This window comes from Kitasatospora sp. NPDC058063, assembly GCF_042885395.1.
Classification (GTDB): Bacteria; Actinomycetota; Actinomycetes; order Streptomycetales; family Streptomycetaceae; genus Kitasatospora; species Kitasatospora lactacystinica.
In genome coordinates this window covers 1-23,660 of the sequence record NZ_JBHVSD010000049.1, presented here as the reverse complement: position 1 = coordinate 23,660, position 23,660 = coordinate 1, and the positions used below count along the sequence as shown (strand labels likewise).

The window sequence follows — 23,660 nt, the reverse complement described above, 5'->3', positions numbered from 1 at the left end:
AAGCGCTCCCAGGCGCCGCTTACAGACCAGACGTCCCGCCCGGCCCCCGCCAGGACCGCCCAAAAGCCGGCCCACGACGCCTATTAGGCCTACTCGTCCCGCGCCAACCGCGCCCACCTGCGCAAACGCGGCATCAAGGCCGTCATCCCGGAGAAGAAGGACCAGGCCGCCAACCGGAAGAAGAAGGGCAACGCAGGCGGCCGGCCTGTCAGCCATGACGCCGAGCTCTACAAAGAGCGGAACACGGTCGAGCGCCTTATCAACAAGCTGAAGGCCTGGCGAGGCATCGCGACCCGGTATGACAAGAGCCCGGAAAGCTACCTCGCCGGCCTTCACCTCCGCGGCGCGATGATCTGGATCAAAGACCTCACCCGAACCCATTGATCACGACCGAATACGCGTCCTAGACGCTGGGCAGAACGTCCAGCTGCTGCATCAGAGAGAAGAGATTCGCCACTCCCCAGTGTTCGGTGATCTTCCCGTCGACCACGCGCATGGCGTCCACGGTCTCGAAGTGGATCTCACGGCCGGTGGGGGCCGCACCAAAGAACTCGCCCTTGTGGGTGCCGTGGTAGACCTTGTACGTCGTGATGAGGTTGCCCTCGGCCGCCTGCCAGTGGATCTCGGCGTGGAAGTCGGGGAACGCCTCACGCAGTACCTTGTAGAGCTCTCGCGCGCCGGCCTTGTCGGCGGTGCGGCCCGGCTGGGGCGTGTGGTCGACGAAGTCGTCGGAGAAGAGCTCGTCGAAGAGCTCGAAGTTCCCGCCGCCCTGGACTTCTTCGGTATTGCGGCGGACGACGGCCTTGGCGGCTTCGCTGACGTCGTTGGTGCTCATGGGGAGTCCTCCTGAGGGGATTGAGTTGATGGGCGGGCCCGCAGGACCGGGCGGATCCGGTGTCAGATCACCGTGGTGAGGCCGCCGTCGACGACGAGCGCGGTCCCCGTGACGTAGCTGGAGAGATCGGATCCGAGATACGCGACGGCGTCGCCGATCTCGGAGGGTCGGCCGAGGGCACGGGGGTGAACTCGGTGAAGTTGGTGAAGTCCGTGAACAGGGAGAGCGCCGCCTGTGCCCGGACGTCCGCGACCTGAAGCTCGCCCATCACCAGGCGCAGGTGCTCGACGGCGCGGGTGCCGCCCACGCTGCCGTAACTCACGCAGCCCGCCGCCTTGTTGTTCCACTCCGCGTAGAGGAAGTCGATGGCGTTCTTGAGCGCGCCGGAGGTGGAGTGGTTGTACTCGGGGGTGACGAAGACATAGCCGTCGAACGAGGCGATCTTCTCCGACCACGCCGGGGTGTGTGGCTGGGTGTACCGGCCCGTCGAGGGCGGTGCGGCCTCGTCCAGGTGCGGCAGCTTGTATTCGGCGATGTCGACGAGTTCGTACTCCGCGTCCGTGCGCTGCCTGGCGATGTCGTAGACCCAGTTGGCCACGGCCTCGCCATTGCGGCCGGGGCGGGTGCTGCCGAGGATGATCGCGATCCTGGTCATGATGTTCTCCTTGAACGAGGGGTGTCGAGGAGACAGGGGGCGGTTCAGAGTTCGCCGGGCCGGCCGTAGCGGTAGAAGAACGGGCCGTACTGGGCCACGAGGGCCCGGGTGAGGCCGGAGCTGTCCTCGAGCAGCCGCGCACCCGGATCGAGGTCGCCCACGTAGACGGGGTCGTAGCCCGCGTCCCTGATGAGCTGCTCGGCGATGTCCTTGGCGTCCGGCTCCGCGGCGAAGAGATTACTCGGCGTCACCCGCTGCTGGGCGATCCGGTCGTAGGCGGCGGCGAAGTTCGTCGAGAACGACTTCGCGGTGGGGCCTCCGATGATGGATTTGATCTGGTGGGACAGCGACGGGAACGTGGTGTCCCGCTCCTGGTAAAGGTTGGTCGCGTCGATGGTCACCCGCCCGTCGAGGCCGGAGACCTTGGCCAGCGCGTCGGCGATGGCGGGGCCGGGCACGGCCACGACCACCACATCGGCGCCCGCGGCATCGCCGCCGTCCCGGCCCAGTGGGGTCACCTCGTGCCCCGCGTTCTCCCAGAGGCGGGCAAGACCGCCGCCCACACGCCCGCGTCCGATAACCGTGATCTTCATACTCGGGCTCCTTCGAGTAGCTGCTTCGCCGAGATACACGCTTCCCCTGGCGGGTTTCCTCGCGTCGGCGAATGTCGCCTAGCAAGGTCGCTCAGGTGCGATTACGGGTGTCCGTGCCGTGGGCACGGCCGCGTCGTACGCGGCATCCACCGCACATCGCTTTTTGTTGATGCATCAATAAAACTAGTCCGCAGATGCTGTCGCGTCAACAAAGCGCGTGGGCTCAACACGGGTTGCCAAAAGGCATATTGAGTGTTAATCAGAGTTGGAACATGCGTCGCAGCCAGCCTGCTCGCGTTGCCCGGGAGACGGTGGCTTGCGGCACAAGGGCGTCGTATCCGTGAAAACCGCCTGGCCAGACGTGCAGTTCCTCCTGACCGCCGGCCTGCCGGATACGGCTCGCGCAGGTGACGACCTCATCGCGGAACGTCTCCGCGGATCCGGCGTCCAGGAAGGCGGGCGGCAGAGCCGAAAGGTCCGTCTCGCGTGCGGGAGCCGCGTAGGCGGGGACGTCGGGCCGGCCGCGGCGCGACCCCCGACCTGGAGAAGGCGGTGCCGCTGATCCGGCGGGCGGTCCAGGCCGCCCCACGAAGGCGTGAGGGCGGCTGGAGCATGGTGCTCCGGCGCCCTTCTCCGTCCGCGGCCCGGCCGGGGCCGCCTCTTCGTGGTTCTCACGATCCCGCCTCCGGTCCGGCGAGGGTGAAGTCGTCCTGGTTCAGCTCCGCCCGCAGCCACTGTTCGGCGATCTCGGCGGGGTGCGGCGAGAGCTCGGCGCCGACGAAGCACCGGCCTTCGCGCAGCGCGGCCACTCCGGTGGAACCGCTGCCCGCGAAGGGGTCGAAGACGACTCCGTCCTCCGGGCAGATCCGGCCGAGCTGCTGCATGATCTCCAGCGACTTCTGGGTGATGCGGACCCTGTCCTTGCTGGGCCGGCTGGCGGTGAAGTGGCCGGGCAGGTAGATCGCGCGGCTGTTGTCGAGGGTGCCCTTGACGCCCTCCAATCGGAAGTTGATCTCCGTTCCGTCCTTGAGCAGGGACCGGATTCCGGCCTCTGCCCGGTCGGTCGCCGCATTTCTCTTGTTCTGTGCAGCCTTCTTCAGGGCTTCGATGCGGCGAGTGCTGGTGTTCTGGCAGGGCTGATGCGTTCTCAGGAGATGGGATGTGACGGTTCGCCGGATTCAGGATGAGGTGTCCGAGCAGAAACGAACGACGCGACGCCAGATGATCAAGGATGCTGAGACCGAAGATCGACCTGGAGTCGCGTCCGCGTGCCATCCCTGGGTTCGGGCGCGGGTCTGTGTGGTTCGAGCGCGACGGTTCGGCGGCCCTCTTACCGCTCTGTTCCCCGAGGACCGGACGCCGAAGGCCCGGCCACTCGGCAGCCCCCGGTCGCCCCTGCGCCACCCGTACGAACGCTTCGCCGACGGGCGGCGCCGGACCCGACCGCGTGATGCCCGCCGACCGACCGTCGGACGGCCGTGGCATCATGCCGCCATGACGACGAGCGAAGCCCCCGCAGCGGCGGCCGAGGCGGTGCAGGAACTTCGGGAGATCGCCCACGGGTGGGTCGACGGCCGACGCGCTGACCCGGATCTTCTGATCCGGGCCGCGCTCCGCGTCCTGGTCGCCGGCGTGGACACCCCGTCGCTGGTCCTCCTCGCCGCGCTCTTTCGCGGTGAGGAGGACCAGGCCTCGGAGCTGTTCGGCCAGGTGATGGACGAACTCGGCTTCGGCTTCCACTCGCCCGAGGACTACTGGGAGGGCCGGCTGGCGCTCGCCCGCTGGTGGGCCGCCGAGATCGTCGGCGGGTGGCTCGACCCCGTCGAGGGCGCCGCACTCATCGTCGAGGACGTGGCCGAAGCCTACGGGAAGTGCGAGGAGTTGGCACCCATGGTCGATGCGATGGTGGTGCTCATGGACCCCGCCGGCGCCGCATACCCGGACGATGTTCCCGCACATCTGACCCGGGCCGCCCACGAACTCCTGGCCCGCATCCCGCCCCCGTCCACCCCTCGCTGACCGCATGAGGGCGCCGTGTCCGTCGGAGGTCGGCTTTCACCCAAGCGTTCGATGCACACGGTTTGAGGGCCCGTTGCACGCCCCAGTAGAAACGAACGACGCGACGCCGGATGATCAAGGGTGCTGAGGCCGAAGATCGACCTGGAGTCGCGTCCGCGTGCCATCCTCCCTGATCACCGTCCTTGCGCGCCACTGCGAGGATGCCACCGCCCTCTGCCCGCCCGCGGAACCGGCCGGGCCGGCCACCCCGGCCGAGGCGCTTGCCGCTGTCCCCGATCCGCGCCGGGTGCGCGGACGCCGCTACCGGCTCGGCGCGCTGCTCGCGCCATGCCTGGTCGCTGTGCTCGGTGGAGCCCGTTCGCCGGCGCAGATCGCCCGGTTCGCCGCCGACGCCGCACCCGAGGTGCGTGCCGCGTCGGGGCTGGTGCGATCCACCCCGAACGCCTCCACCCTCGGCCGGCTGCCGGCCCAACTCGACGGCGACGCGCTCGACGATGCCGTCGGTGCCCGGCCGGCCCGCCACAGCACGGATCCGATCGGAGATCCCGCCCCCGTCCTGGTCGCTCCAGCCGTCGACGGTAGGACCGTGCGCGGCTCCCGCACCGACGGTGCAGCCGTCCACCTGCTCGCCGCTGCCCGCCGCGACAGCCGGAGCGTCATCGCCCAGCGCGAGATCGCGGCCAGGAGCAACGAGATCCCGGCCTTCGCTCCGCTGTCGGCCCGTCTCGACCTGCACGGCGTGGTGATCACCGCCGACGCGATGCACACCCGGCGCGGCCACGCCGAGAAGATCACCGCAGCCGGCGGCCACTACCTCTTCATCGTCAAGGGCAACCAGAAAAAGCTCTGCAAGCGGCTCAAGCGGCCGCCCTGGGACGACATCCCACTGCAGGACCGCACCACACACCGTGGCCACGGCCGCAGCGAGGTCCGCCGCCCGAAGGTGTGCACCGTCCAACCCGGCCTGTTGTTCCCCCACGCCGTGCAGGCAAGGTCCGGACGAAGACCGTCTACGCCGTCACCAGTCTGTCCCCGGAGCAGGCCGGCCCTGCCTACCTGGCCGAACTCGTTCAAGGCCACTGGTCCGTGGAAGCTCTGCACCACGCGAGAGACCTAACCTACGGCGGGGACGCCTCCCGTGTTCGCACCGCCACGGCACCCCGCGCCATGGCCACCCTGCGCAACCTCGCCATCGGCCTCATGCGCCAGGCCGAATGGACCGGCATCGCCGCCGCAGCCGACCACTAACGGTCACCTCCGGACCACGCCACCGCCCCTGTCGATCTTGCAGCCTGAGAACGCATCAGCCCCGACCATGTCCCCGGCAAAAATCCGCCACATGACGATTGCTTTACCTTGACTTCAATAAAGATCGCCCGCCTTGGCGGTGGAGCAGTGGGAACCGGCGAACGTCCCACCCTGCTGACCTGCCAGCGAGGAGAGGTTGATCACCCGCCACCACCCGCGTTCCCGCGTCGGGGCCGCCGGGGTCTCCGGCGACCTCGACCGTGCCGCTCAGTGGGTGGACGGGCGGGTGTCGGTGGCCACCCGACTGAGCGCGTCCGTCAGCTGGGTGAGGTCCTGACCGGCGAACTGGTCGACGAGGTGCCGGCGCACGCTTGCCAGGAATGCCGGCCAGGCCTGTTCCAGTCGCGCGAATCCGGCGTCGGTGAGGATGGCGTTCCATCCGCGACCGTCCCCGGCGCACTTGGCGCGCTCGACCCAGCCCTGCTTCTCCAGCCGGCCGACGACCCGGGTCATCCCACTGAGGGACAGGCTGCAGGCGGCCGCGAGTTCGTTCATCCGCATCAGGCGGTCCGGGGCCTCGGAGAGGTGCATCAGGGGCGTGTACTCGGAGAGCGGCAGTCCTGCCTCGCGGACGATGTCGGCGTCGACCGCCCGCGGTAGCACCAGCATGACGCGGCTCAGCTCGCGGACGAATGCCTCCTCGGCAGGACCGAGGGGCCGAGGCGGCTGGTTGGTGGTGGCCATAGCCCCACCCTAGCTCCTTGACGCGTCAAGAAACCTCCTCACATCTCCTTGACGCGTCAAGCACATCGGGTATGTACTTCACCCGTCAAGGATTTTACTTGACGCGACAAGCATCGGGCTCGAGGTGCCCTCGGCAGCTCCGGGTGCCTCAGGAATGCTCAGGAAGGACGGACACACCGCCATGACCAGGATCGCCATCATCCTCGGAAGCACCCGCCCCGGACGCAACGGCGAGGCCGTCGCCCGATGGGTGCACGAGAACGCCGCCCGCCGCAGCGACGCGGAATTCGAACTCGTCGACCTGCTCGACCACGGGCTCCCGCTGCTCGACGAGCCCCTCCCGCCCGTCTTCGGGCGATACACCCAGCCGCACACCCAGTCCTGGGCGGAACGGATCCCACGCTTCGACGGCTTCGTGATCGTCACCCCCGAGTACAACCACTCGGCGCCTGCGGCACTGAAGAACGCCCTCGACTTCCTCCACGCCGAGTGGGCCAACAAGGCCGTCGGCTTCGTCAGTTACGGCTCCACCGGCGGCACCCGCGCCGTCGAGCACCTGCGCCTCGTCGTCGGCGAGCTCCAGATGGCCGACGTGCGCTCCCAGGTCGCCCTCTCCCTCCTCACCGACTTCGAGGAGTTCAGCACGTTCAAGCCGGCCGCCACGCAGCTCGACAGCCTCACGTCCGTCCTCGACCAGGTCATCGCCTGGGCCGACGCCCTCGCCCCGCTGCGCGAGGAGCCCGACACCGACACGTCCTCCCACCCCTCGCCCGAACAGGTCGCCGCGGCGTTCTACGGCAGCTACAACGGGGACCTGGCCGACGGGTTCGAGCGGTACATCGCGAAGGACCTCGTGCTCCACGGCTTCGACGGCCCGAACGAGCGCTCCGCCTGGCTCGCGGGCGACCTCGAACTGAAGGCCTCGCTCACCGGCTACCGGCTGGACGTCCTCGACCACATCGCGCAGGGGGACAAGGTCGTCACGCGCTGGGTCATCACCGGCGTCCACACGGGGACGGTCCTCGGCATCGCGCCGTCCGGCCGCGAGGTCCGGCTCAGCGGCATCTCCATCGACCGCGTGGTGGACGGCCGATCGATCGAGCACTGGTCGGAGGGGAACTTCGGCCGGTTCCTGGACCTGCTGCGCGGCGAAGCCACCGTGAACATCCGGTCATAGCGGGTTGATTGACGAATCGCGGACAAGGAGGCAGGACATGGAGCAGCACAGCAACCGGCAGGGCCCGGCCGGCGAAGCGAAGGACCTCGTGCGGGCGTTCTACGAGAGTTACGCCCAGCGGGACCTGCCGAGGTCCTTCGAGCGGTACATCCACCCGGACGCCGTCATGCACGTCCCGGGCTTCGACCGCGGATCCTGGCTGGAGTTCGACAGCGGGCTGGTGGCAGCATTCGACGATCTCGCCATCACGGTGTTCGACCAGGTAGCCGAGGGCGACAAGGTGGCGACTCGCTGGCTCCTCGGCGGCCACCACACTGGCCGACTCCTGGACCTCCCCCCGTCCGGCCGGTACGCCTCCTTCACGGCAACAACAGTCGACCGGGTGGAGGACGGGAAGATCATCGAGCACTGGGCCGACGCGGACTTCACGGCCTTCCTCCAGTCGCTGGCCGCGCCGCAACCGTAGCCCGGCACCGGATCCGTGTCGCCGTTCCGTATCACCTGCTTGAATCCCTACCAGCACACTCGGGCGAAAATTCTCCGCCCCTACCAGTGAAGCGAGAGACTCATGTCGAACAAGGCGAAGAAAAGACTTCCCCTGGGCGTTGGCGCGTTCGCCGCCGCACTCTCCCTTACCGCTCTGGCCGGTGCCCCGGCATACGCTTCCCAGAGCGGCGAGTCCGACACCTGGAGCATCGAAGCCGTTGTCGGCCGCCAGGTTCACTCACAATTCGGAATGGACCAGACGCGCGACAGCAACGGAAATATCGCCGATGTGTGGGTCGATGACTCCTATCACCTCGTCGCCTCCGTCAACAACGGCCCGTCCTCCACGTGGACGAACTCCTCGACAGTAAGGGCCCCTGCCGTCATCTCGACACCATGGGGTTTTCGAGTCTTCCACACCGGCATAGACTCCTTCGTCTACTACGCGGGATTCGAGGTGAACTCCGACGGATCGCTCACCCTGGGGTCGTGGCAGCAGGTCCCGGGCAACGCCCGAACAACCCTTGCGCCGTCGGTGGCCGCCCTGCCCGGCGCAGACCAGGAGCAGTGGATGCTCAACTACACGGGCCTGGACGGGTATGTCTACACCCAGTGGCACCAGCGCCTTTCCTACATGTCGGGTCAGGGATACTTCAATTCGCCGTCCCGGGTACCCGGAGCCCAGTCGTCCGCCCCGCCTCACATCACCTACACCAACATCACCGAAAACAACGTCTACATCAATGGTGGAATTTTCGTCGACTGGACCGGCAACAATGGCACCCTGTACATATCCGAGCAGAACCACGGGGATTCCAACTGGAACTACCAGGGTTCGATGCAGGTCGATACCAATTCGGCCGCCCTTCCATCCATCGCATTTGCGGGCAACAGCGAACACGGCATAGTCGCGCAATCGGATACCAATGTATTCACGCCAAGGGCCACAACTGCGACGTTTTCGCACACCCCGTCATCGACCCGAATCGGGCCCCCGCAGGCCGAGAGCACACGTCGTGAAACCTGGGGGGCCCCGGTCCTCTCCCCCTGGGCGAATACGATCTACCTCCTCGAATCGGACGGATCGAGCAATTGGTGGTGGAAGAGGCTCTACAGCTGGTGATTCTCCACCGCGCCGGCCGCGGCTGGCGTCGGCGCAAGGACCGGGAAGTCAGACCGTATGGAGTGCGGTGCTCGCGTAGTTCGGGTCCGCCTGCGGGCCGGGCAACGGTCCGGAGCCCCGCACGCAAGTTGCCGCGGGTCACCGCCTCCGCCGCATCCTGGTCGCACCCGCGAGGATGGATCGTCCCACCGGCAGCCGGGGAAAAGACCGACCCGGCGCGGCGCCGAACGATCAGTGCTGGCCCTCGAAGCCGCCGGGACCGTTGCCTCCCTGGCGGGAGACCCACCCTTTCAACCCTGGTCAGCGCATCGGCGCGGCGTCCGGGTCCACCACACTGACGCTCAGCCAGCTGGCCAGGAGCTCGGTCGACAGCAGCCACAGGCGAACCGCCTTGTCCTGGTCGAGCGCGTATCCGGCGACGCCCCGGTCTCACGCACCGAGCTGCGCACGGCGTTCGGCGACTTACGTTGATTCACGGTCACATGACGCTCGACCAGTCCTTCATCGTGCGCCTAGCGTTTTCCCCGGCACGATTTCGAGGTCAGGGGGGGTTCCATGGTGTGGCGCGGGCCTCGTTCCGGGGCGGTGCGGCCGCTGGTCGGACGCTGCGTCGAACGCGAAGCGATCGAGCAGCTACTCGATGCGGTGCGAGAGGGACTCGGCGGCGTCCTGGTGCTCGTGGGCGAGGCCGGGATCGGCAAGACGCGACTGCTGGATCACGCGGCAGCTCTGGCCGCCGACGTGGAACTGACGAGGCTGGTCGGCGTCGAAGCCGAACAGCCCCTGGGCTACGGCGCGCTGCACCGGCTGCTGCGGCCGCACCTGCACCGCGTCGAGCGGCTTCCCGCCAGGCAGCGGGACGCGTTGAACGCGGCGTTCGGTCTGGCGGACGCAGCGGCGCCAGACCGGCACATGGTCGGTCTCGCGGCCCTGACCGTGCTGTCCGACGTGGCCTCGGAGCTGCCGCTGCTCTGCCTGGTGGACGACGTCCACTGGCTCGACCGGGAGTCGGCCGAGACGCTGGCCTTCGTCGCGCGGCGGCTGCACGCCGACTCGTTGGGCCTGATCTTCGCGGCCAGGGACGGACTCGACGGCAACAGGCTTTTCGATGCCATGCCACACCTGGAGGTCGACGGGCTGCCCGCCGCCGACGCCAGGGAACTGCTCTCCGTCGCCGTTCCCGGCCACCTGGACACGGCGGTCGCGGACCGGATCGTGGCCGGCACCGGCGGCAATCCGCTGGCGCTCATCGAACTGGGTGCGAACCTGGGCGCCGAACAGCTGGCCGGAGTCGCGCCGATTCCCGAGCCGCTGCCGGTGAGCAGGCTGCTGGAGGAGCACTTCCGGCAATCGGTCGCCGCGCTGCCGCCGGACACCCGGACGTTGCTCCAGCTCATGGCCGCGGCGCCGACCGACGACATGGCGGTGGTGTGGCACGCGGCCGGGGTTTTGGGGCTGCCGGCCGGCGCCGCCGTCGCGGCCGTTGACGCGGGGATCCTGAACCACGGGGCCGGCGGCGGGTTCCGGCATCCGTTGATCCGGTCGTCGGTCTACGCGGCGGCTTCCGGGGAGGACCGGCGGCGGGTCCACACCGCACTCGCGGCGGCCAGCGATCCGGCCCGCGTTCCCGACCGGCGCGCCTGGCACCGGGCCGAGGCGGTCCTCGGCACCGACGACTCGGCGGCCGCCGACCTGGACGCCGCCTCGGACTGGGCCCGGGCCAGGGGCGGTCACTCCGCCCAGGCGCTGTTCCTGTCCAAGGCCGCCGAACTCACCACCGACCCGACCCAGCGCGCCGAGCGCTACCTCGCGGCGGCCCAGGCCCGGCTGGCCTCCGGCGACCACACCTCGGTGCTGCCCCTGCTCGACCTCGCCGTACCCGCCCTCGACCATCCCACCGCCCGGGCCCGCGCGCTGCGGATCCGGGCCTCGGTCGAGCTGTTCAACACCCGCATCTCCCGGGTCCCGGCCATGATGCTCGACGCCGTGGCCGAACTCGCCGACGCGGATCCCCGAACGACCCGGGAGCTGCTCTACGAGGCAGTGCACGCCGCCGTCATCGCCGGAGGTCCCGTCTACCGAACCACCTCCGCGGCCGTGTCCGAGGCCGTGATCGCCGCCCCGCCCGAGCCGGACACCCCGTCCTGGCGCCCCGACGAGCTGATCGAAGGCCTGGCCCTGCGGTCGGCCGGCAGCTACCGGAGCAGCGTGACGACCATCCGGACGGCCCTGGACCGGCTCCGCTCCGCGGCCGAACTCCGCGACATGGCCAGTCCGTTCAGCATCCTGGTGAGCATCGCCGCGACCGAGGTGTGGGACGTCGAGGCATACGCGGAGATCGTCAGCCGACTGGCGGCCGTGGACCGCGCCCACGGAGCGCTCTACGGCCTCAGCCTGTCCCTGTCGGACCTGGCCTACACCGAGATCTGGAACGGGCGGCTGGCCGCGGCCGAGACGCTCTACGCGGAGGCCGACGACTACGCCACCGCGATCGGGCTGACGACGCACGGGGACCTCCGCAGGGGCCTGCTGTACGCGTGGATGGGACGGGAGGGCGAGGCGCGCGCAGCCGTGGCGATGATGGAGGCAGTCTCCGCGACCTACGGACTGGGCCTGCTGCGCCAGCTGGCGCTCCACGCGCTCTGCGTCCTCGAACTCGGCAAGGGGTGCTATGACGAGGCGCTGCGCCATGCGCTGACCGTCTTCCACGAGGACCCGCCGTCACAGGCCAACCTGGTGCTGCCGCTGCTCGTCGAGGCCGCCGTTCGCACTGGCGACCGGCGTACGGCGGCCCTCGCGCTGGAGCGGCTGGAGGCGCGTGCGCCACTCGCCGGAACGCCCTGGGCGCTGGGGCTGCTGGCCCGGTGCCGGGCGCTGGTGGCCGAGGGCGCCGAGGCCGAGCAGTGGTACGCGGAGTCGATCGAGCAGCTGGGGCGTGCTCCGCTGGCGGCGGAACAGGCCCGGTCACGTCTGCTGTTCGGCGAATGGCTCCGGCGGCGCAAGCGCCGGTCCGAGGCGAGGACACACCTGCGGGCCGCGCACGAGCTGTTCGAGGCCGGGGGTGCGGCGCTGTTCGCCGAACGGGCCCGGAGCGAGCTGCTCGCGACCGGGGAGACGGCGCGCAGACGTGTCCCGGAGACCAGGCGCGATCTCACCCCCCAAGAACGACAGGTGGCGCTGCTGGCCGTGTCGGGACTGACCAACGCCGAGATCGCCTCCCGGCTCTTCATCACGACCTCGACGGTCGAGTTCCACCTGAACAAGGTGTTCCGCAAGCTCGGCATCACGTCGCGGCGGAAGATCGCCGCCGCACTCGACCCGACCGGACTCGCCGACGGGCCCTCGGCCTCCGGCTAGGGGCCGCGGTGGGACGGTCGGCTCAGCCCCAGGCCTCGGCGGACCGCCCGCGGCTGCGCCGGTCGGCGGCGGCCGAGCAGACGGCGAGCAGCCCCGCTACGGTCCACAGCGGAGCCGCCACGTCAGTGTGCCGCAGCAGCAGTCCGCCGCCGAAGGCACCGGCGGCCATCGCCAGGATCGAGGCGACGCGCAGTCCGCGGACGCGGGAGGAGGTCCGGTCGGCGAACAGGCCGGCGGTGGTCAGGGTGAGAACCGTCGTGGTCAGGTCAGGGACGGCCAGGCGCCGCACGACGGCGTTCTGCATCCCCATCGCCACCGCGAGCAGGGCGACGAGGCCCAGCTGGACCGCACGCCGCCCTGGGTCGGCGAGCGCCGCCAGCACGGCGGCCCCGGTGACGACGGCGCACTGCACGGCGGTCGATACCGCCAGCAGCCGCCCGCGGTGCGTGGTGCTGCCGCCGACTCGGCGCCCGCCGAGGTACGCCCCGGCGCCGAAGGCTCCCACGGCCAGCAGCGTCGCGCTCCAGGACACGCCCCCGACGCCGCTGAGCGCGAAGCCGGAGAAGACGACGTTGCCGGTCATGTTGGCGACGAAGACGTGGCCGAGCACCAGGTAGCTGACGGCGTCGACCAGTCCGGTCGCCACCGTCAGGGCCAGGAGCAGCGCGGGCAGCGGCCCGTGTTTCCGGCTCTCGGGCATGGGTCGTACTCCTTCCGCGTCGAGGGCGGCGGGACGGCGCGTCGCGGCGCGGCCCCGCCGCCCGGTGGTCGCCGGATCAGGCGGTGGGCCGCGCGGCCGCACCGAACGGGGTGGGCTCGAAGGCGGGGAAACTCTTGATCACGATTGCCCTTTCCGACGTCGCGGGTCAGGGGCGGCCGAGGAAGTCGAGCAGCATGGCGGTCAGTTCCTCGGGGTGCTCCTCGTAGATCCAGTGGCCGGAGTTCGGGATGGTCACGCCGGTGACGTCGGTGGCGTACGCCTTGAGCTGGTCGCCCTCGGCGCTGCCGAGGCTGCCCGAGGCGCCGATGGCGAGCACCGGCATCGGGAGCGGGGTCTGCCGGAACTGCGCGTTGTCGCGGATGTCCTGCGGGAACACCCGGAACCAGGCCAGGCTCGCCGCCAAGTGGGCGGGGTCGCGCAGGTAGTGGGCGAACACCCGGATGTCGTCCTGGCTCACCGCGCCCGGGACGCCCTCGAACCCGCCGATGAAACCGGCGGTCCAGGTGACCTCACGGCCTCGGATCATGTTCTCCGGCAGGCCGTCGGTCAGGTTGAAGAATCCGAAGTTCCAGACCCCGGGGCCCCTCTCGGTCAGCGAGGGGATCCGGTAGATGCTCAGGTCCGGGATGGGTGCCTCGCTGAGGACCAACTTCTTGACGGTGGCGGGGTACTGCGCGGCGTAGGAATAGGCGACCATCGTGCCGATGTCGTGGCCGACGATCCGCACGTCGTCGTCCTTGCCGAGCGACACCAGCAGCGCGTGCAGTTCGGCGGCCATCGTCTTCTTGTCGTAGCCCGAGGGCGGGGCGTCGCTCTGCCCGGCGCCGGGCAGATCCGGAGCGATGACCGTGTAGTGCTCGGCCAGGGCGGGCATGATGCCGTGCCACTCGTACCAGGTCTGCGGGTAGCCGTGGAGCAGCACCAGCGTCGGGCCGTGGCCGCCGATCACGTAGTGCAGGCCGATCCCGGCGGCCCGGGTCCGGTGCTCGCTGAACCCCGCGGGTATCCGCTCACCGGCGGACGAGGTGGAAGAGGTGGAAGGGGCGGGCGTGGGTACCGCGGCGGCGCTGATCGCCGTCGTGCCCACGGCGACGGCCAAGGCCAGGACCGCGCCGAGCGGGCGGCGGTTGCCGCGGGTTCCGGGCAGGGGGAATCTCACTCATTGCTCCAAGGCCGGTGACGGGTGACGGAGGATCGGCGGCCCCTGACGGGGTGCCGGGTTCGGCGGACGTCGGTCGTGCCGCTGTCCGCGAGGTGGTCACGCCTGCCGGCCCTGGCGCCGCAGCCAGGTCAGCACCGCGTCCGCGACCTCGCGCCAGCCGCTGTCGATGGTCAGCGAATGCCCACGGTCGGGGAAGGCCAGGAACTCGGTGACCGCCTCGGAGTGCCGGTATTGCTTGAGCGTGGCGCGGGTGACCGACTCCGGGACGGTGTGGTCCTTGCCGCCGGACACCAGCAGCAGCGGGCCGCGACCGGAGTTGGCGGTGTCGACCTTGGCCGGCGAGTGGGGGTCGAAGTTCGCCGCGGCGGCCTCGAACAGGGGCTTGCCCGGTGCCGGGATGGTCCACCGCTCGAAGAGCCCGTCGGACTCCTCCTCGCTCAGCACGTTGCCGAAGGCGAAGCGGAACTGCTCGGCGGTCAGGGACACCGCCCGGTGCTTGTTCGCCGGGTTCTTGAACACCGGCAGCGTCGACCGCAGCGCGGACAGCGGAAGCGGCAGGACGCCCTTGATCTGGGCCGCGTCGATCGCCACGGCCGCCGCCGCCAGGTCCTGGCCGAGGAGCTTCTGGGCGATCATGCCGCCGAAGGAGTGGCCGATCAGCACCGGCGGCGCCGGCAGGCCACGAATGATGGTCGTGTAGTGCTCGACGACGTCGTCGATACCGTGGTCGGCGATGCTCTCCGGGTTCTGCCGGGCCTCCTCCACGGTGTCCGGGTCGCCGGGCCAGCCTGGCGCCGACGGGGCGTAGCCCTCGTCGCGGAAGAGGTCGATCCACGGCTGCCAGGAGGCACTGTGGAGCCACAGGCCGTGGATGAAGAGGACGGGGATCGGGCTGGTCATGGCCGTGTGCCCTTTCTCGGGAACGGAAGCGGTCGGTACGGGTCCGGGTCTGACGGTGCGCCGGACCCGGCCTCAGGGGCGGGTGCTGAACGGGCCGAGGATCCCGGCGTCGATCCGGAGTGACTCGACCATGGCCGCGGCGTTCTCGAGCGTGAACACGTCGGCCGCGGCGAGGACGCCGGTGTATTTGGCGATCACCGGTGCGGCGGCCTTCGCCGCCACCGCGTCGAGGTAGGTCTTGAAGATGGCCCACGAGTTGCCCTGCGGTCCGTACTTCGCGAAGTACGGCGTGGGGTCCAGGTTCATCGAGGCCCGGGTTGAGGCTTCGAGGTCGGCCGTGTAGGCGCGCTGGAGGTCGCCGTCCGCGCGCACACCCAGCCGGCCGAGGTGGCCGCCGACCAGGGTCCGCCACGGGTAGCCCATGGCGATGTCCTGCGCCCGCAGCCAGGCCGGGATGTCCTGGGATACCGCGAGGTTCTTGAACGGCACCCAGCCCGGGTACAGGACGTCGACGACCATGAGGGTCCGGTGTTCCGGAGCGTGGATGAAGATGTTGTCCGGGCTGTGGTTGGGGCCGTGGTAGGCCAGCTCCAGGCACTCGCCGCCGACCTCCAGCGTGTAGCGGTCCTCGAAGGTGACGGTCGGCGCGGGACGGTTCGGGTCGCCGTCGCGCAGCAGCAGGCGTCGGCATTCGGCGTGGCCGATCCGCATGACGTCCTTGCCGAGGATCGACGACGCGCCCGCGTGATCGGCGTGCGAGTGCGAGTAGACGAGGTGCGTGACCTGCGACGGCCGTCCGTTGGCCCGCGTCACGTCGGCGATCGCCCGCAGCAGGTTGTGCCCGATGGTCGGCGGGGCGTCGACCAGGACGACGCCCTCCCGGGTGCTGAGGAACATCGCCTGGTAGTACCCGTCGGTGACCCAGTGGAGGTTCCCGTGGATCCGGCCGACGTAGTAGCCCGCTTCGTTGATCGCAGGGCCCTTCGCGGCGGGCGGGACCGGTGCGAAGTCGGGGAGGCCGGGGGTGTCGGTCGGGGAGGCTGCTGCCGTCCCACCCAGGGCGGTGCCGGCGACGGCGACCGCGGGCAGCACGGCCGCCGTGCGCAGCAGGGCCCGGCGGTTCGCCGGGGTGTTCATCGGCTGGCTCATGGAGTGGCCTTTCGGGATCGGAGGGGCGGTGCGGGGGGCTCAGGTGCTCGTGGCGGACGAGTACGCCGGCGAGGCCGGAGCCGCTGCTCCTCGGCGTCGGCGGCCTGGCCCAGCAGTTCGGCCTGGCGCGCGCCGTCGCCGACCCGGACCCACTGGCCGGCCGGCGTCCGGGCGGCCTGTTCCCGCAGCATCCTGAGTCCCATCGCGAGCGACGGCACGCCGTCCCACGCTTCGGTGGGTGCCACCCACAGCACAGCACCGGACCCGGCCCGCTCGAACCGTGGAAAGACCCCAGTCCTGACGAGCCGTCACCGCGTGGCACGGCTGGGGACCGACCCCGGTGCGACGCCGGGGCGAGCCGTGGTGAGGCGCCCCTGACCGCACCGACCGAATCGCAGTGGGTGACCCACGCCCTGGCTCTCCCCCCATCGCACGAAGCCACCGCGCCCCACCGCGTCACGGAGGCCGCGAAGCAACTCCCGAGTGCCGGCCACCGACCAGCGGCGATGCCGTTCGTGCACTCCATCACCCCGCGAAGGAGCCGTCCGGGCACACTGGCAGGCACAACCCGGGGCGCGGGGGGTCGAAAATGTAGGAGCTGTCACTGGCTCCAGGGGCGCCGACTGACCGCGCCGGTCGGGCGGGGCCGACTGGCCCCGCCCGACCGTCCGCGACCGCCAACAGGCGGGCGCCCGGAAGAGAGTCCCCTGGTGCCCGACGGTGCCGGAGGCGGGTACGAGGGGGTAGATGGAAGACGGTTCAGGCGTCGCCCCTGAGACGTTCCAGGAGGCCGAACTCCACGCGGACGCGGTCGATGTCGGCCAGGAGGAATTCGGCTGCCCTGCGGGCCCGATCGGCGTCGGCACCGGTCTCGGCGGCCCACTGCAGCACGCGGGCCGCAGCGAAGGTGCAGGCGATCGCCCGGCCGGCCAGGACCAGATGCTCCTGTCCGAGCTCACGGTCGAGGAACCGGAGGTCGAGGCCGTGCGCCGAGACGGCGGGCGCGGTCGGCGCCCACGCGGCCAGGAAGTCGCTGAGGGACCGGCAGTCCGAGCTGTCCAAGCAGTGCTGGGCGAGCTGCTGGCTGAGGAGGTCGTTGGTGCCGTCGAAGATGGTGAAGACCCGGGAGTCCAGGAAGGCCTGGGCAGCGATGTTGGTCGGCGAGCCGCACCGATAGCCCTCACCGCCGGCGAGCTGCTGGTAGTGGTTGGCGGAGCTGACCATCAGCTCGGTGGCCACGGTCTTGACGGCCTGGATGGAGGGGAAGTGGGGGGTGAGATCGGTCTTGAGGTCCAGCCGGGTCTGGACGTAGTGGTTGAGCGCCGCGCATACCGTGTGGGCGCTGTCGATGGCTTCGAGCCGGTAGCGGACGAACCCGATCGCCGACAGCGGCGAGCGCCCGATACGACGGGCATCGGCGTAGGCGCGTGCCTCGCGGGCGACGCGGCGCAGGAAGCCGCACGCCAGCGCTCCGATCATCGCCCGCCCCGACAGGTAGATGTCCACCATCGAGCTCAGATCCCTCGTCCCGACGTCGATGCGCCGGTGCGCGGGAACGAACGCGTCGATGTCGTTGACCCCGTAGTCGATCACCTTCAGGCCCAGCGCCTCGTAGCGCCGCGAGGTGTGGAACCCGTCGCCGCGCTCCACCACGAACCACCCGTACTCGCGCCTGCCGCCGCTGTCCCGCTTGGCGACGACCACCCACCAGGACGCAGTGGCGCTCAGCGCCTGCCAGTGCTTCTGGCCGCGGATGCGGTAGCCGCCCTCGACCTCCTCGAAGGTGGTGGACAGGCCCGACATGGCCGAGCCGCAGCCGGGCTCGGTGGAGGCGAAGCCCGCCGTCGGCGCCAGCGGGCCGGCGAACAGGGGCAGGACCTCACGCTTGGCCTCCTCCGCGGCCCACAGCACGACGGGCCGCAGCGCCAACCCGGTGACGATCGCCGTGTAGACGGCGACAGCCAGGTTCTGCTCGGCCAGGACCTCGACGACCCGGCACATCTCGCTGTGGCTGTCACGGCCCCCGTACTCGGCTGGCAGCACCGGCAGCAGCACGCCCGCCCTTGTCAGGACAGCCCAGTCGTCGGTGTGCAGCTCCTGCTGCGGGAAGGTCGCCGCGTCGAAACGCGAGGCGGCCGCCTCGACGCCCGCGATGAACTCCTCGGTCGACAGGGGCGCGACGGCGTCCGCGAGATCAGTCATGTCTCCACCCGTTCCAGAGTCCGACTCCCATACTCGGAACCGTTCCTGACGATTCGCGGCGGCCGGCGAGTGGGCGGCGCAGAAGTCGGTCCGACGATCCTACTGACAGCCCGGCGACGGGACTTCCGCTCGGATGACGCTGCCGGTGGCGCGCGGATCAGTTGCTGTTCCACTCCCGGGCGGGAATCGGGCCTTCCGAGGTATCACCCAGGCGCTCGATCCAGGCCGGGGCGGCGAAGACCGGCCGGGTGAGCAGGACGTCACCGGCGCGCTGGACGCGCAGCAGGAGACCGATTTCCGCGTAACTGTAAGTGGCCTCCTGGGAGATGCGGATCTGCTTGCCCAGGCCACGGTCCTGGAGCATGGCGTAGATCGCGTCGTCGGTCGCCGACGGCACGCGTCCGGTCAGGGCCAGGCCCTCCCAGTGAACCTGAGGACCGAACCGGGCATCGACGGCACCACCCGGGCACCTTCGGCGGCGGCCAGGGCGGAGTGGAGGCCGGTGGTGTCCGTGATCTGCCGGACGGTCGATGCCGCTCCGAACGGGCTGGTGTGATCAGTGCGTTGCCGGTCATCGGGATTCCTCCGGATTGCGGTGGGGTTGGATGCCGTCCAGCCACTTCCGTGTCTGTCAGGCGCCGGACTTCCAGGCGCGGATGGATCCGGCGCGCCGGAGCCCCATCGGGCGCCGATCGGCACGTCGCGCAACCAGAGGTCGCACTCGACCCATGTACCCCGGGGTACCTGCATCACCACAGTGCTCACATGGGCAGTGCGACACATCGGCTCGTACGACGCCCGAGGCCCCGTACCGCGGGCCGTCGCCCGTAGAGCTCCGGACACCCCTTCAAGGCCCAGCCGGTCAGGAGACCCTGCGTGCGTGTCGGCCGTCACACGGCGGCCCAGCCGAACGGAGGAACAGGATGAGACTGTCCGTTGACGGGCGCCGTCCCAGAGGGACGGACGGCGCGCGAGCCTGGTCGCGCGCCGGGCTGACCCGCCTCGTGGCGGGCGTCATGGCGGCGGTGCTGACCGCCGTCGGACTGGTGTTCGCGGCGGCCGGACCGGCGGTGGCGGTGCCCCCCGTGCCGGCCAACCTGGAGGACGTCCAGGCCGTCACCTACAACCTGCAGGGCGCCGGCAGCGGCGACGACGTCAACAAGTGGACCAAGGACCTGCCGCAACTCCTCAACGCGGGCTACACCATGATCGCACTCCAGGAGGCCGGCCCCGGACAGGTGGTGCCGGGGCAGTTCCTCGGCGCCATCGGGACCGCCGGCCCGCAGCCGGTGCAGGTCTTCCAGTGGGACGGGGGCACCCAGGGCGGCGGCCCCTACTACATCTACTACCTGCGGACCGACTTCGGCGGCAACCGGGTCAACCTCGCCATCGTCACGCCCTGGTACACCAACCAGATTCTGTACGCCCCGAACCCCGGGGCACGCCCCGCGTTCGGGATCCAGCTCGGCAACGCGTCGTACTGGACCGCGCACGCGGACTCCCTCGGCGGGCAGCAGAACAACGCGGAGGCCACGCTCAACGCCATCCAGGCGGTGGCGCCCAACAACAACTGGCTGGCGATGGGCGACTGGAACCGCGACCCCGACGTGCGGCCGATCACGGCGCCGGCCGGAGCCGTGGAGGACCGCAGCGGCCAGTACACCGTCGGCTTCTACACCGACAACCTCGCCGAGGCCGACTACTTCTTCACCGGCCGGCCGCTCGCCGCGGGCGCGCTCTACGAAGGAGTGCGGCTGAACGCCCTGAGCAGCGACCACACCCCCGTCGGACTGCTGCCCCTCGCGCTGCGCGGCGCAGCCGAGGCGGTCGAGCTGCGCAGCGTCGGGGACGACGAGCACCGTCTGACGGTCCCGGACGGCACCACCGCCGACCAGACGGACCTGATCACCTACCCGCCCTCCAGCCGCACCGGCGGACAGGCCGCGGTCCCCGCCGCGGGCCCCGAGCAGACCTGGCGCCTGGTCTCCCAGGGCCTGCCGGCGTTCGTGCTGGTCAACGAGAAGACCGGCAAGTGCGTCGACGTCCGCAACGGCACCGCCAACCAGCAGGACCTGGTCGACCAGGCCACCTGCTCGGGCCGGACGACCCAGAACTGGCACTTCCAGCCCAACCCCGACGACTCGGCCACCGGCGTGCTCGTGAACGGCTACCACACCAACAGCTGCCTCAACGTCATCGGCGCCCACGGCAACGTGGCCGGCGCCTCCATCTACCCCTGCAACAACTCGCGCACCCAGCAGTGGAAGATCGCCAGCCGGGAGTCGTCCGCCATCGCCAGCGCCAGCAACGGCAGCCGGCTGCTCGACGTCGAGGGCGCCTCCCAGGACAACTACGCCCACGTGGTCACCTACGCCGGCAACGGCGGAGCCAACCAGTACTGGCACCTCGACTCCAGCGGCCCCGGCACCTTCACCGTCGTCAACGAGGAGTCGGGCAAGTGCCTGGACATCCACAACGGCACCCACGCCCTCCCCGGTGACTGGGTCGACCAGTACGACTGCGCAGGCCAGTTCACCCAGAACTGGGAGTTCACGACCGGGCCCAACGGCAGCGTGCACCTGGTCAACACCTACTACGGGTGGGACCTGGACGTCCTGCGGAACCTGACCGGCGACGACCGCTGGGTCGGCGTCTACCCTGACACGGACGGGGCGAACCAGCTCTGGACGTTCCTGAGCTAGGACCAACGCTGGTCTCCGAGGGCAAGTCTCGGAGACCGGCGTCACTCGCCACAGTCGATCACTCTCATTCGCCAACGGCGTCCCGTCCGGGCGAGGGACCGCTTCCCCTCGTGTCAGATGACGCGCTTCATGACGATCATGTGCTGCGCGAAGCGGCCCGGCGCCGCCCTCGTTCTGCTCCTCCGTGAGGGCACCCGGCCGTCGTGACCGCCGATCGACTCCGTGGCGATCGAGGGGATCGGTGCCGCCGACCTGCCGGACCCTGCCGTCCGTCGTCCGCGGGTTCAGGCCGCTCAACGTGGCCAGCAGGTGACCATCTGGTCGGCGACGGTGTGGAGAGCTTCGCGCGGCACACCCGAGGCGGCCTGGACGGCGAGCCCTTGGACGAGCGTGACCAGGAGCCGCGCGAGGGCCGAGGGGTCGGAGCCGGGAGGCAGGCCGTCGGGGGCGGGGAAGGACCTCAGCCGCTCGGCCAGGCACGCCACCCCGTCCTCCCGGAGCCTGGTGAGGTACTCCCGGATCTCGGCCGAGCGAGGGCTCACGGCGAGCGCGCCCTGCACGACCAGGCAGCCGTGTGGGGTGCTCTCGCCGGCTACCGCCTCCACGGCGGAGTGCAGGAGAGTGCGTGCCAGGGCCTCGGCGGTCGGCTGACCGAGGGCTGCCTGCAGATAGGCTCCGGGGCCGGCCATGTAGCGTTCGACGGCCTTCCGGAAGAGGGCCTCCTTGTCCCCGAACGCCGCGTAGATGCTGGGGGCGCTCATCCCCATCGCCGCCGTGAGCTCGGCCATGGCGGTGCCCTCGTAGCCCCGGGCCCAGAAGGTCAGCATGGCTGCTTCCAGCGCGAGTTCGGGGTCGTAGCCGCGAGGTCGACCACCCGGCAATGAACCTCTCCCGTCCTTCTCCCGCCCACCGGCGGCCCGGCGGCCCCGGCAGAGCGCGGGGTCGCCCTCAGCCTATCGACGGCGCTGTTGACACGTCCCCCCGGGCGCGGAATAGTTTAGTAACGATCGTTATGATACTCCGCTCGGCAACGAAGGAGAGACCATGAGCCTGATCGATCCCTACGTGACGGACCCCCGGTACACCAGGCGCGGCGCGGTCTACGTGCCCAGCGGCCAGGGGCAGACGGCCTGGGTGTTCGCCGACACCTACACCCTCAAGGTCGGCGGCCGGGAGACCAACGGGGCACTGACGTTCCTGGAGGCGACGGTGCCGCCCGAGGGCGGACCCGCACCGCACGTCCACAACGACCACGACGAAGCGTTCTACGTGATCTCCGGCGAGCTGGAGTTCCTCAATGGCGACGAGACCGTCACCGCCGGGCCCGGCGGATTCTTCTTCGTCCCGCGCGGCACCCGGCACCGCTTCCGCAACCGCGGCTACCACGCAGCCAAGATGATCTTCTTCTTCACCCCGGGCGGCATCGAGGAACTCCTCCTCGCCGACGCCACACCGGCCGAGCCGGGAGTGGCGCCACCCATCCGGGAGCTCAGCATCGGGGAGCCCCCGACGGAGCTCATGGAGCGCTACGCCACCGAGGTCCTCCCCGACCCCAGCTAGAACCTCCGAGGCGACCCGGCCGCCCGCGCAAGGCGATCCCGCACGGCACGGGCGGCCGAGCCCTGGCCGCGCGACCCGGACGTAACACCTCCCCTCCGCACATCCGGCAGCCAGTGCATCCCCACAGGAGGACACACATGCCCACCGAACCCGCAGCAGCCGACCCGGTCGAACACGGCTTCGCCCGCGTCAACGGAGTCCGCCTGCACTACGTGACCAGCGGTTCGGGCGAGCCGCTCGTGCTGCTCCCGGGCTGGCCCCGTACCTGGTGGCAGTACCGCACGATGATCCCCCTGCTCGCGCCGCACTTCCGGGTGATCGTCTGCGAGTACCGGGGAATGGGCGAGTCCCAGAAGCCCGACTCGGGGTACGACAAGGCCACCATGGCACGCGACGTCCACGAGCTCGTCCGGCACCTGGGCCATGACCGGGTCAACCTCGCAGGCGAGGACGTCGGATCCTGGATCGCCTACTTCTTCGCCGCCCAGTTCCCCGAGAGCACCGCCGCACTGGCGATGTGGGAGCCCGGGGCACCGACGAGCGAGCTGGGTGACCTTCCCGCCCTGCCCGCGCCGAACGGGTTGAACGCGTGGCACCTGGGCTTCAACCAGCTCGACGAGCTCCCCGAGCGACTGCTCGCGGGCCGCTACCGGACCCTCGTCGACTGGTCCGCCGATCTGCTCACCGCCTCCCCCGAGAGCATCGACGAGAAGAGCCGGGAGATCTACGCCCGCGCCTACGACTCCGTCGACGCGATCCGCGCGGTGGCTGGCTGGTACCGGACCCTCCGCGAAGACCTGCGAGTCGCGGCCGGCTTCCCCACGCTCACCATGCCGGTCCTGGTACCCGGCGGCCGCTACCTCCCGCTGTCCCGCGCCTCGAACGACGGCCTCGCGACCGACATCCGGTTCGTCGAGATCCCCGACGCCGGCCACTTCCTGTCGGAGGAACAGCCGGAACTCCTGAGCCGCGAACTGATCGACTTCTTCAAGGCTCACGCAGACGCGACACCCACCAGGCCGACGTC

General features: G+C 70.2%; 20 protein-coding genes and 5 pseudogenes. 11 read left to right on the top strand and 14 right to left on the bottom strand.

Translation table 11 applies throughout. The features are described from left to right. Positions 1 to 87 precede the first annotated feature (87 nt). Positions 88 to 384, top strand: a pseudogene (locus ACFVUY_RS42245) (transposase); the annotation flags it as partial. A gap of 19 nt (positions 385 to 403) precedes the next feature. Here the strand turns inward: ACFVUY_RS42245 and ACFVUY_RS42240 are convergent. The 6 genes and pseudogenes from ACFVUY_RS42240 to ACFVUY_RS42215 all read right to left on the bottom strand — a co-directional run. Beyond that, on the bottom strand, positions 404 to 835 hold the full coding sequence (locus ACFVUY_RS42240) for an ester cyclase (protein ID WP_384946178.1): 432 nt from the start codon (positions 833 to 835) through the stop codon (positions 404 to 406). Between the two features lie 62 nt (positions 836 to 897). Next, positions 898 to 993, bottom strand: coding sequence for an SDR family oxidoreductase (locus tag ACFVUY_RS42235; RefSeq protein WP_387737257.1), 96 nt, complete (start codon positions 991 to 993; stop codon positions 898 to 900). 23 nt (positions 994 to 1,016) lie between these two features. Beyond that, positions 1,017 to 1,490 (bottom strand): annotated as a pseudogene (locus ACFVUY_RS42230) (NADPH-dependent FMN reductase); the annotation flags it as partial. A gap of 44 nt (positions 1,491 to 1,534) precedes the next feature. Next, positions 1,535 to 2,083 (bottom strand): dinucleotide-binding protein, encoded by a 549-nt coding sequence (locus ACFVUY_RS42225; RefSeq protein ID WP_387737255.1) that lies wholly within the window; start codon positions 2,081 to 2,083, stop codon positions 1,535 to 1,537. Positions 2,084 to 2,342: 259 nt separating this feature from the next. Continuing rightward, positions 2,343 to 2,618, bottom strand: a pseudogene (locus ACFVUY_RS42220) (alpha/beta hydrolase); the annotation flags it as partial. 136 nt (positions 2,619 to 2,754) lie between these two features. After that, a pseudogene (locus ACFVUY_RS42215) lies at positions 2,755 to 3,090 on the bottom strand (DNA methyltransferase); the annotation flags it as partial. Between the two features lie 487 nt (positions 3,091 to 3,577). Between ACFVUY_RS42215 and ACFVUY_RS42210 the strand changes: the two are divergent. Together ACFVUY_RS42210 and ACFVUY_RS42205 are read left to right on the top strand one after the other, a co-directional pair. Next, on the top strand, positions 3,578 to 4,102 hold the full coding sequence (locus tag ACFVUY_RS42210) for a hypothetical protein (protein WP_387737254.1): 525 nt from the start codon (positions 3,578 to 3,580) through the stop codon (positions 4,100 to 4,102). Positions 4,103 to 4,259: 157 nt separating this feature from the next. Then, positions 4,260 to 5,219, top strand: a complete 960-nt coding sequence (locus tag ACFVUY_RS42205; RefSeq protein ID WP_387737253.1) for an ISAs1 family transposase — start codon at positions 4,260 to 4,262, stop codon at positions 5,217 to 5,219. Positions 5,220 to 5,617: 398 nt separating this feature from the next. Here ACFVUY_RS42205 and ACFVUY_RS42200 read toward each other — a convergent pair whose 3' ends face one another. Further along, positions 5,618 to 6,094, bottom strand: a complete 477-nt coding sequence (locus ACFVUY_RS42200; protein ID WP_387737252.1) for a MarR family winged helix-turn-helix transcriptional regulator — start codon at positions 6,092 to 6,094, stop codon at positions 5,618 to 5,620. Positions 6,095 to 6,275: 181 nt separating this feature from the next. Between ACFVUY_RS42200 and ACFVUY_RS42195 the strand changes: the two are divergent. From ACFVUY_RS42195 to ACFVUY_RS42175, 5 genes and pseudogenes are all read left to right on the top strand, one after another. Then, positions 6,276 to 6,827, top strand: a pseudogene (locus ACFVUY_RS42195) (NADPH-dependent FMN reductase); the annotation flags it as partial. Then, the gene (locus ACFVUY_RS42190) at positions 6,822 to 7,271 is read left to right on the top strand and encodes an ester cyclase (RefSeq protein WP_387737256.1); all 450 of its coding nucleotides are present in this window, start codon (positions 6,822 to 6,824) and stop codon (positions 7,269 to 7,271) included. The pseudogene ACFVUY_RS42195 and the gene ACFVUY_RS42190, both read left to right, overlap by 6 nt. 37 nt (positions 7,272 to 7,308) lie before the next feature. Further along, a complete protein-coding gene (locus ACFVUY_RS42185; protein ID WP_387737251.1) occupies positions 7,309 to 7,737 on the top strand; it encodes an ester cyclase in 429 nt (142 codons plus the stop codon). 102 nt (positions 7,738 to 7,839) lie between these two features. After that, positions 7,840 to 8,880 (top strand): hypothetical protein, encoded by a 1,041-nt coding sequence (locus ACFVUY_RS42180; protein ID WP_387737250.1) that lies wholly within the window; start codon positions 7,840 to 7,842, stop codon positions 8,878 to 8,880. Between the two features lie 555 nt (positions 8,881 to 9,435). Continuing rightward, complete coding sequence (locus tag ACFVUY_RS42175) at positions 9,436 to 12,237, top strand: AAA family ATPase (protein ID WP_387737249.1); 2,802 nt, start codon at positions 9,436 to 9,438, stop codon at positions 12,235 to 12,237. Between the two features lie 22 nt (positions 12,238 to 12,259). Here the strand turns inward: ACFVUY_RS42175 and ACFVUY_RS42170 are convergent, their stop codons facing one another. The 6 genes from ACFVUY_RS42170 to ACFVUY_RS42145 all read right to left on the bottom strand — a co-directional run bounded on the left by ACFVUY_RS42170 (position 12,260) and on the right by ACFVUY_RS42145 (position 18,735). Continuing rightward, a complete protein-coding gene (locus ACFVUY_RS42170; RefSeq protein ID WP_387737248.1) occupies positions 12,260 to 12,937 on the bottom strand; it encodes a YoaK family protein in 678 nt (225 codons plus the stop codon). Positions 12,938 to 13,103: 166 nt separating this feature from the next. Beyond that, a complete protein-coding gene (locus tag ACFVUY_RS42165) occupies positions 13,104 to 14,117 on the bottom strand; it encodes an alpha/beta fold hydrolase (RefSeq protein WP_387737247.1) in 1,014 nt (337 codons plus the stop codon). A 99-nt stretch (positions 14,118 to 14,216) separates the two neighbouring features. Further along, complete coding sequence (locus ACFVUY_RS42160; protein WP_387737246.1) at positions 14,217 to 15,020, bottom strand: alpha/beta hydrolase; 804 nt, start codon at positions 15,018 to 15,020, stop codon at positions 14,217 to 14,219. A gap of 72 nt (positions 15,021 to 15,092) precedes the next feature. Then, the gene (locus ACFVUY_RS42155) at positions 15,093 to 16,169 is read right to left on the bottom strand and encodes an MBL fold metallo-hydrolase (RefSeq protein ID WP_387737245.1); all 1,077 of its coding nucleotides are present in this window, start codon (positions 16,167 to 16,169) and stop codon (positions 15,093 to 15,095) included. A 759-nt stretch (positions 16,170 to 16,928) separates the two neighbouring features. Beyond that, a complete protein-coding gene (locus tag ACFVUY_RS42150; RefSeq protein WP_387737244.1) occupies positions 16,929 to 18,371 on the bottom strand; it encodes an acyl-CoA dehydrogenase family protein in 1,443 nt (480 codons plus the stop codon). Between the two features lie 157 nt (positions 18,372 to 18,528). Further along, positions 18,529 to 18,735, bottom strand: coding sequence for a hypothetical protein (locus ACFVUY_RS42145; protein WP_387737243.1), 207 nt, complete (start codon positions 18,733 to 18,735; stop codon positions 18,529 to 18,531). Between the two features lie 559 nt (positions 18,736 to 19,294). Here ACFVUY_RS42145 and ACFVUY_RS42140 point away from each other — a divergent pair. Then, entirely contained in the window at positions 19,295 to 21,073 is a 1,779-nt protein-coding gene (locus tag ACFVUY_RS42140) for an RICIN domain-containing protein (RefSeq protein ID WP_387737242.1), read from the top strand. Positions 21,074 to 21,366: 293 nt separating this feature from the next. On the opposite strand, the gene ACFVUY_RS42135 is transcribed toward ACFVUY_RS42140, so the two are convergent. Then, a complete protein-coding gene (locus tag ACFVUY_RS42135; protein WP_387737241.1) occupies positions 21,367 to 21,900 on the bottom strand; it encodes a TetR/AcrR family transcriptional regulator in 534 nt (177 codons plus the stop codon). A 217-nt stretch (positions 21,901 to 22,117) separates the two neighbouring features. Here ACFVUY_RS42135 and ACFVUY_RS42130 point away from each other — a divergent pair, with 217 nt between their 5' ends. Both ACFVUY_RS42130 and ACFVUY_RS42125 read left to right on the top strand, forming a co-directional pair. Then, on the top strand, positions 22,118 to 22,633 hold the full coding sequence (locus ACFVUY_RS42130) for a cupin domain-containing protein (RefSeq protein ID WP_387737240.1): 516 nt from the start codon (positions 22,118 to 22,120) through the stop codon (positions 22,631 to 22,633). A gap of 137 nt (positions 22,634 to 22,770) precedes the next feature. Then, positions 22,771 to 23,660: alpha/beta fold hydrolase (locus tag ACFVUY_RS42125; protein ID WP_387737239.1), on the top strand; the 890-nt coding region annotated here is incomplete at its 3' end.

Excerpts from the sequence above, each read along its gene's own strand:
- ACFVUY_RS42175 (WP_387737249.1), top strand. The coding sequence starts at position 9,436 with ATGGTGTGGCGCGGGCCTCGTTCCGGGGCGGTGCGGCCGCTGGTCGGA.
- ACFVUY_RS42160 (WP_387737246.1), bottom strand. The coding sequence starts at position 15,020 with ATGACCAGCCCGATCCCCGTCCTCTTCATCCACGGCCTGTGGCTCCAC.
- ACFVUY_RS42135 (WP_387737241.1), bottom strand. The coding sequence starts at position 21,900 with ATGCTGACCTTCTGGGCCCGGGGCTACGAGGGCACCGCCATGGCCGAG.
- ACFVUY_RS42225 (WP_387737255.1), bottom strand. The coding sequence starts at position 2,083 with ATGAAGATCACGGTTATCGGACGCGGGCGTGTGGGCGGCGGTCTTGCC.
- ACFVUY_RS42145 (WP_387737243.1), bottom strand. The coding sequence starts at position 18,735 with ATGCTCCAGGACCGTGGCCTGGGCAAGCAGATCCGCATCTCCCAGGAG.
- ACFVUY_RS42130 (WP_387737240.1), top strand. The coding sequence starts at position 22,118 with ATGAGCCTGATCGATCCCTACGTGACGGACCCCCGGTACACCAGGCGC.
- ACFVUY_RS42180 (WP_387737250.1), top strand. The coding sequence starts at position 7,840 with ATGTCGAACAAGGCGAAGAAAAGACTTCCCCTGGGCGTTGGCGCGTTC.
- ACFVUY_RS42140 (WP_387737242.1), top strand. The coding sequence starts at position 19,295 with ATGAGACTGTCCGTTGACGGGCGCCGTCCCAGAGGGACGGACGGCGCG.
- ACFVUY_RS42200 (WP_387737252.1), bottom strand. The coding sequence starts at position 6,094 with ATGGCCACCACCAACCAGCCGCCTCGGCCCCTCGGTCCTGCCGAGGAG.
- ACFVUY_RS42150 (WP_387737244.1), bottom strand. The coding sequence starts at position 18,371 with ATGACTGATCTCGCGGACGCCGTCGCGCCCCTGTCGACCGAGGAGTTC.
- ACFVUY_RS42155 (WP_387737245.1), bottom strand. The coding sequence starts at position 16,169 with ATGAGCCAGCCGATGAACACCCCGGCGAACCGCCGGGCCCTGCTGCGC.
- ACFVUY_RS42210 (WP_387737254.1), top strand. The coding sequence starts at position 3,578 with ATGACGACGAGCGAAGCCCCCGCAGCGGCGGCCGAGGCGGTGCAGGAA.
- ACFVUY_RS42170 (WP_387737248.1), bottom strand. The coding sequence starts at position 12,937 with ATGCCCGAGAGCCGGAAACACGGGCCGCTGCCCGCGCTGCTCCTGGCC.
- ACFVUY_RS42185 (WP_387737251.1), top strand. The coding sequence starts at position 7,309 with ATGGAGCAGCACAGCAACCGGCAGGGCCCGGCCGGCGAAGCGAAGGAC.
- ACFVUY_RS42240 (WP_384946178.1), bottom strand. The coding sequence starts at position 835 with ATGAGCACCAACGACGTCAGCGAAGCCGCCAAGGCCGTCGTCCGCCGC.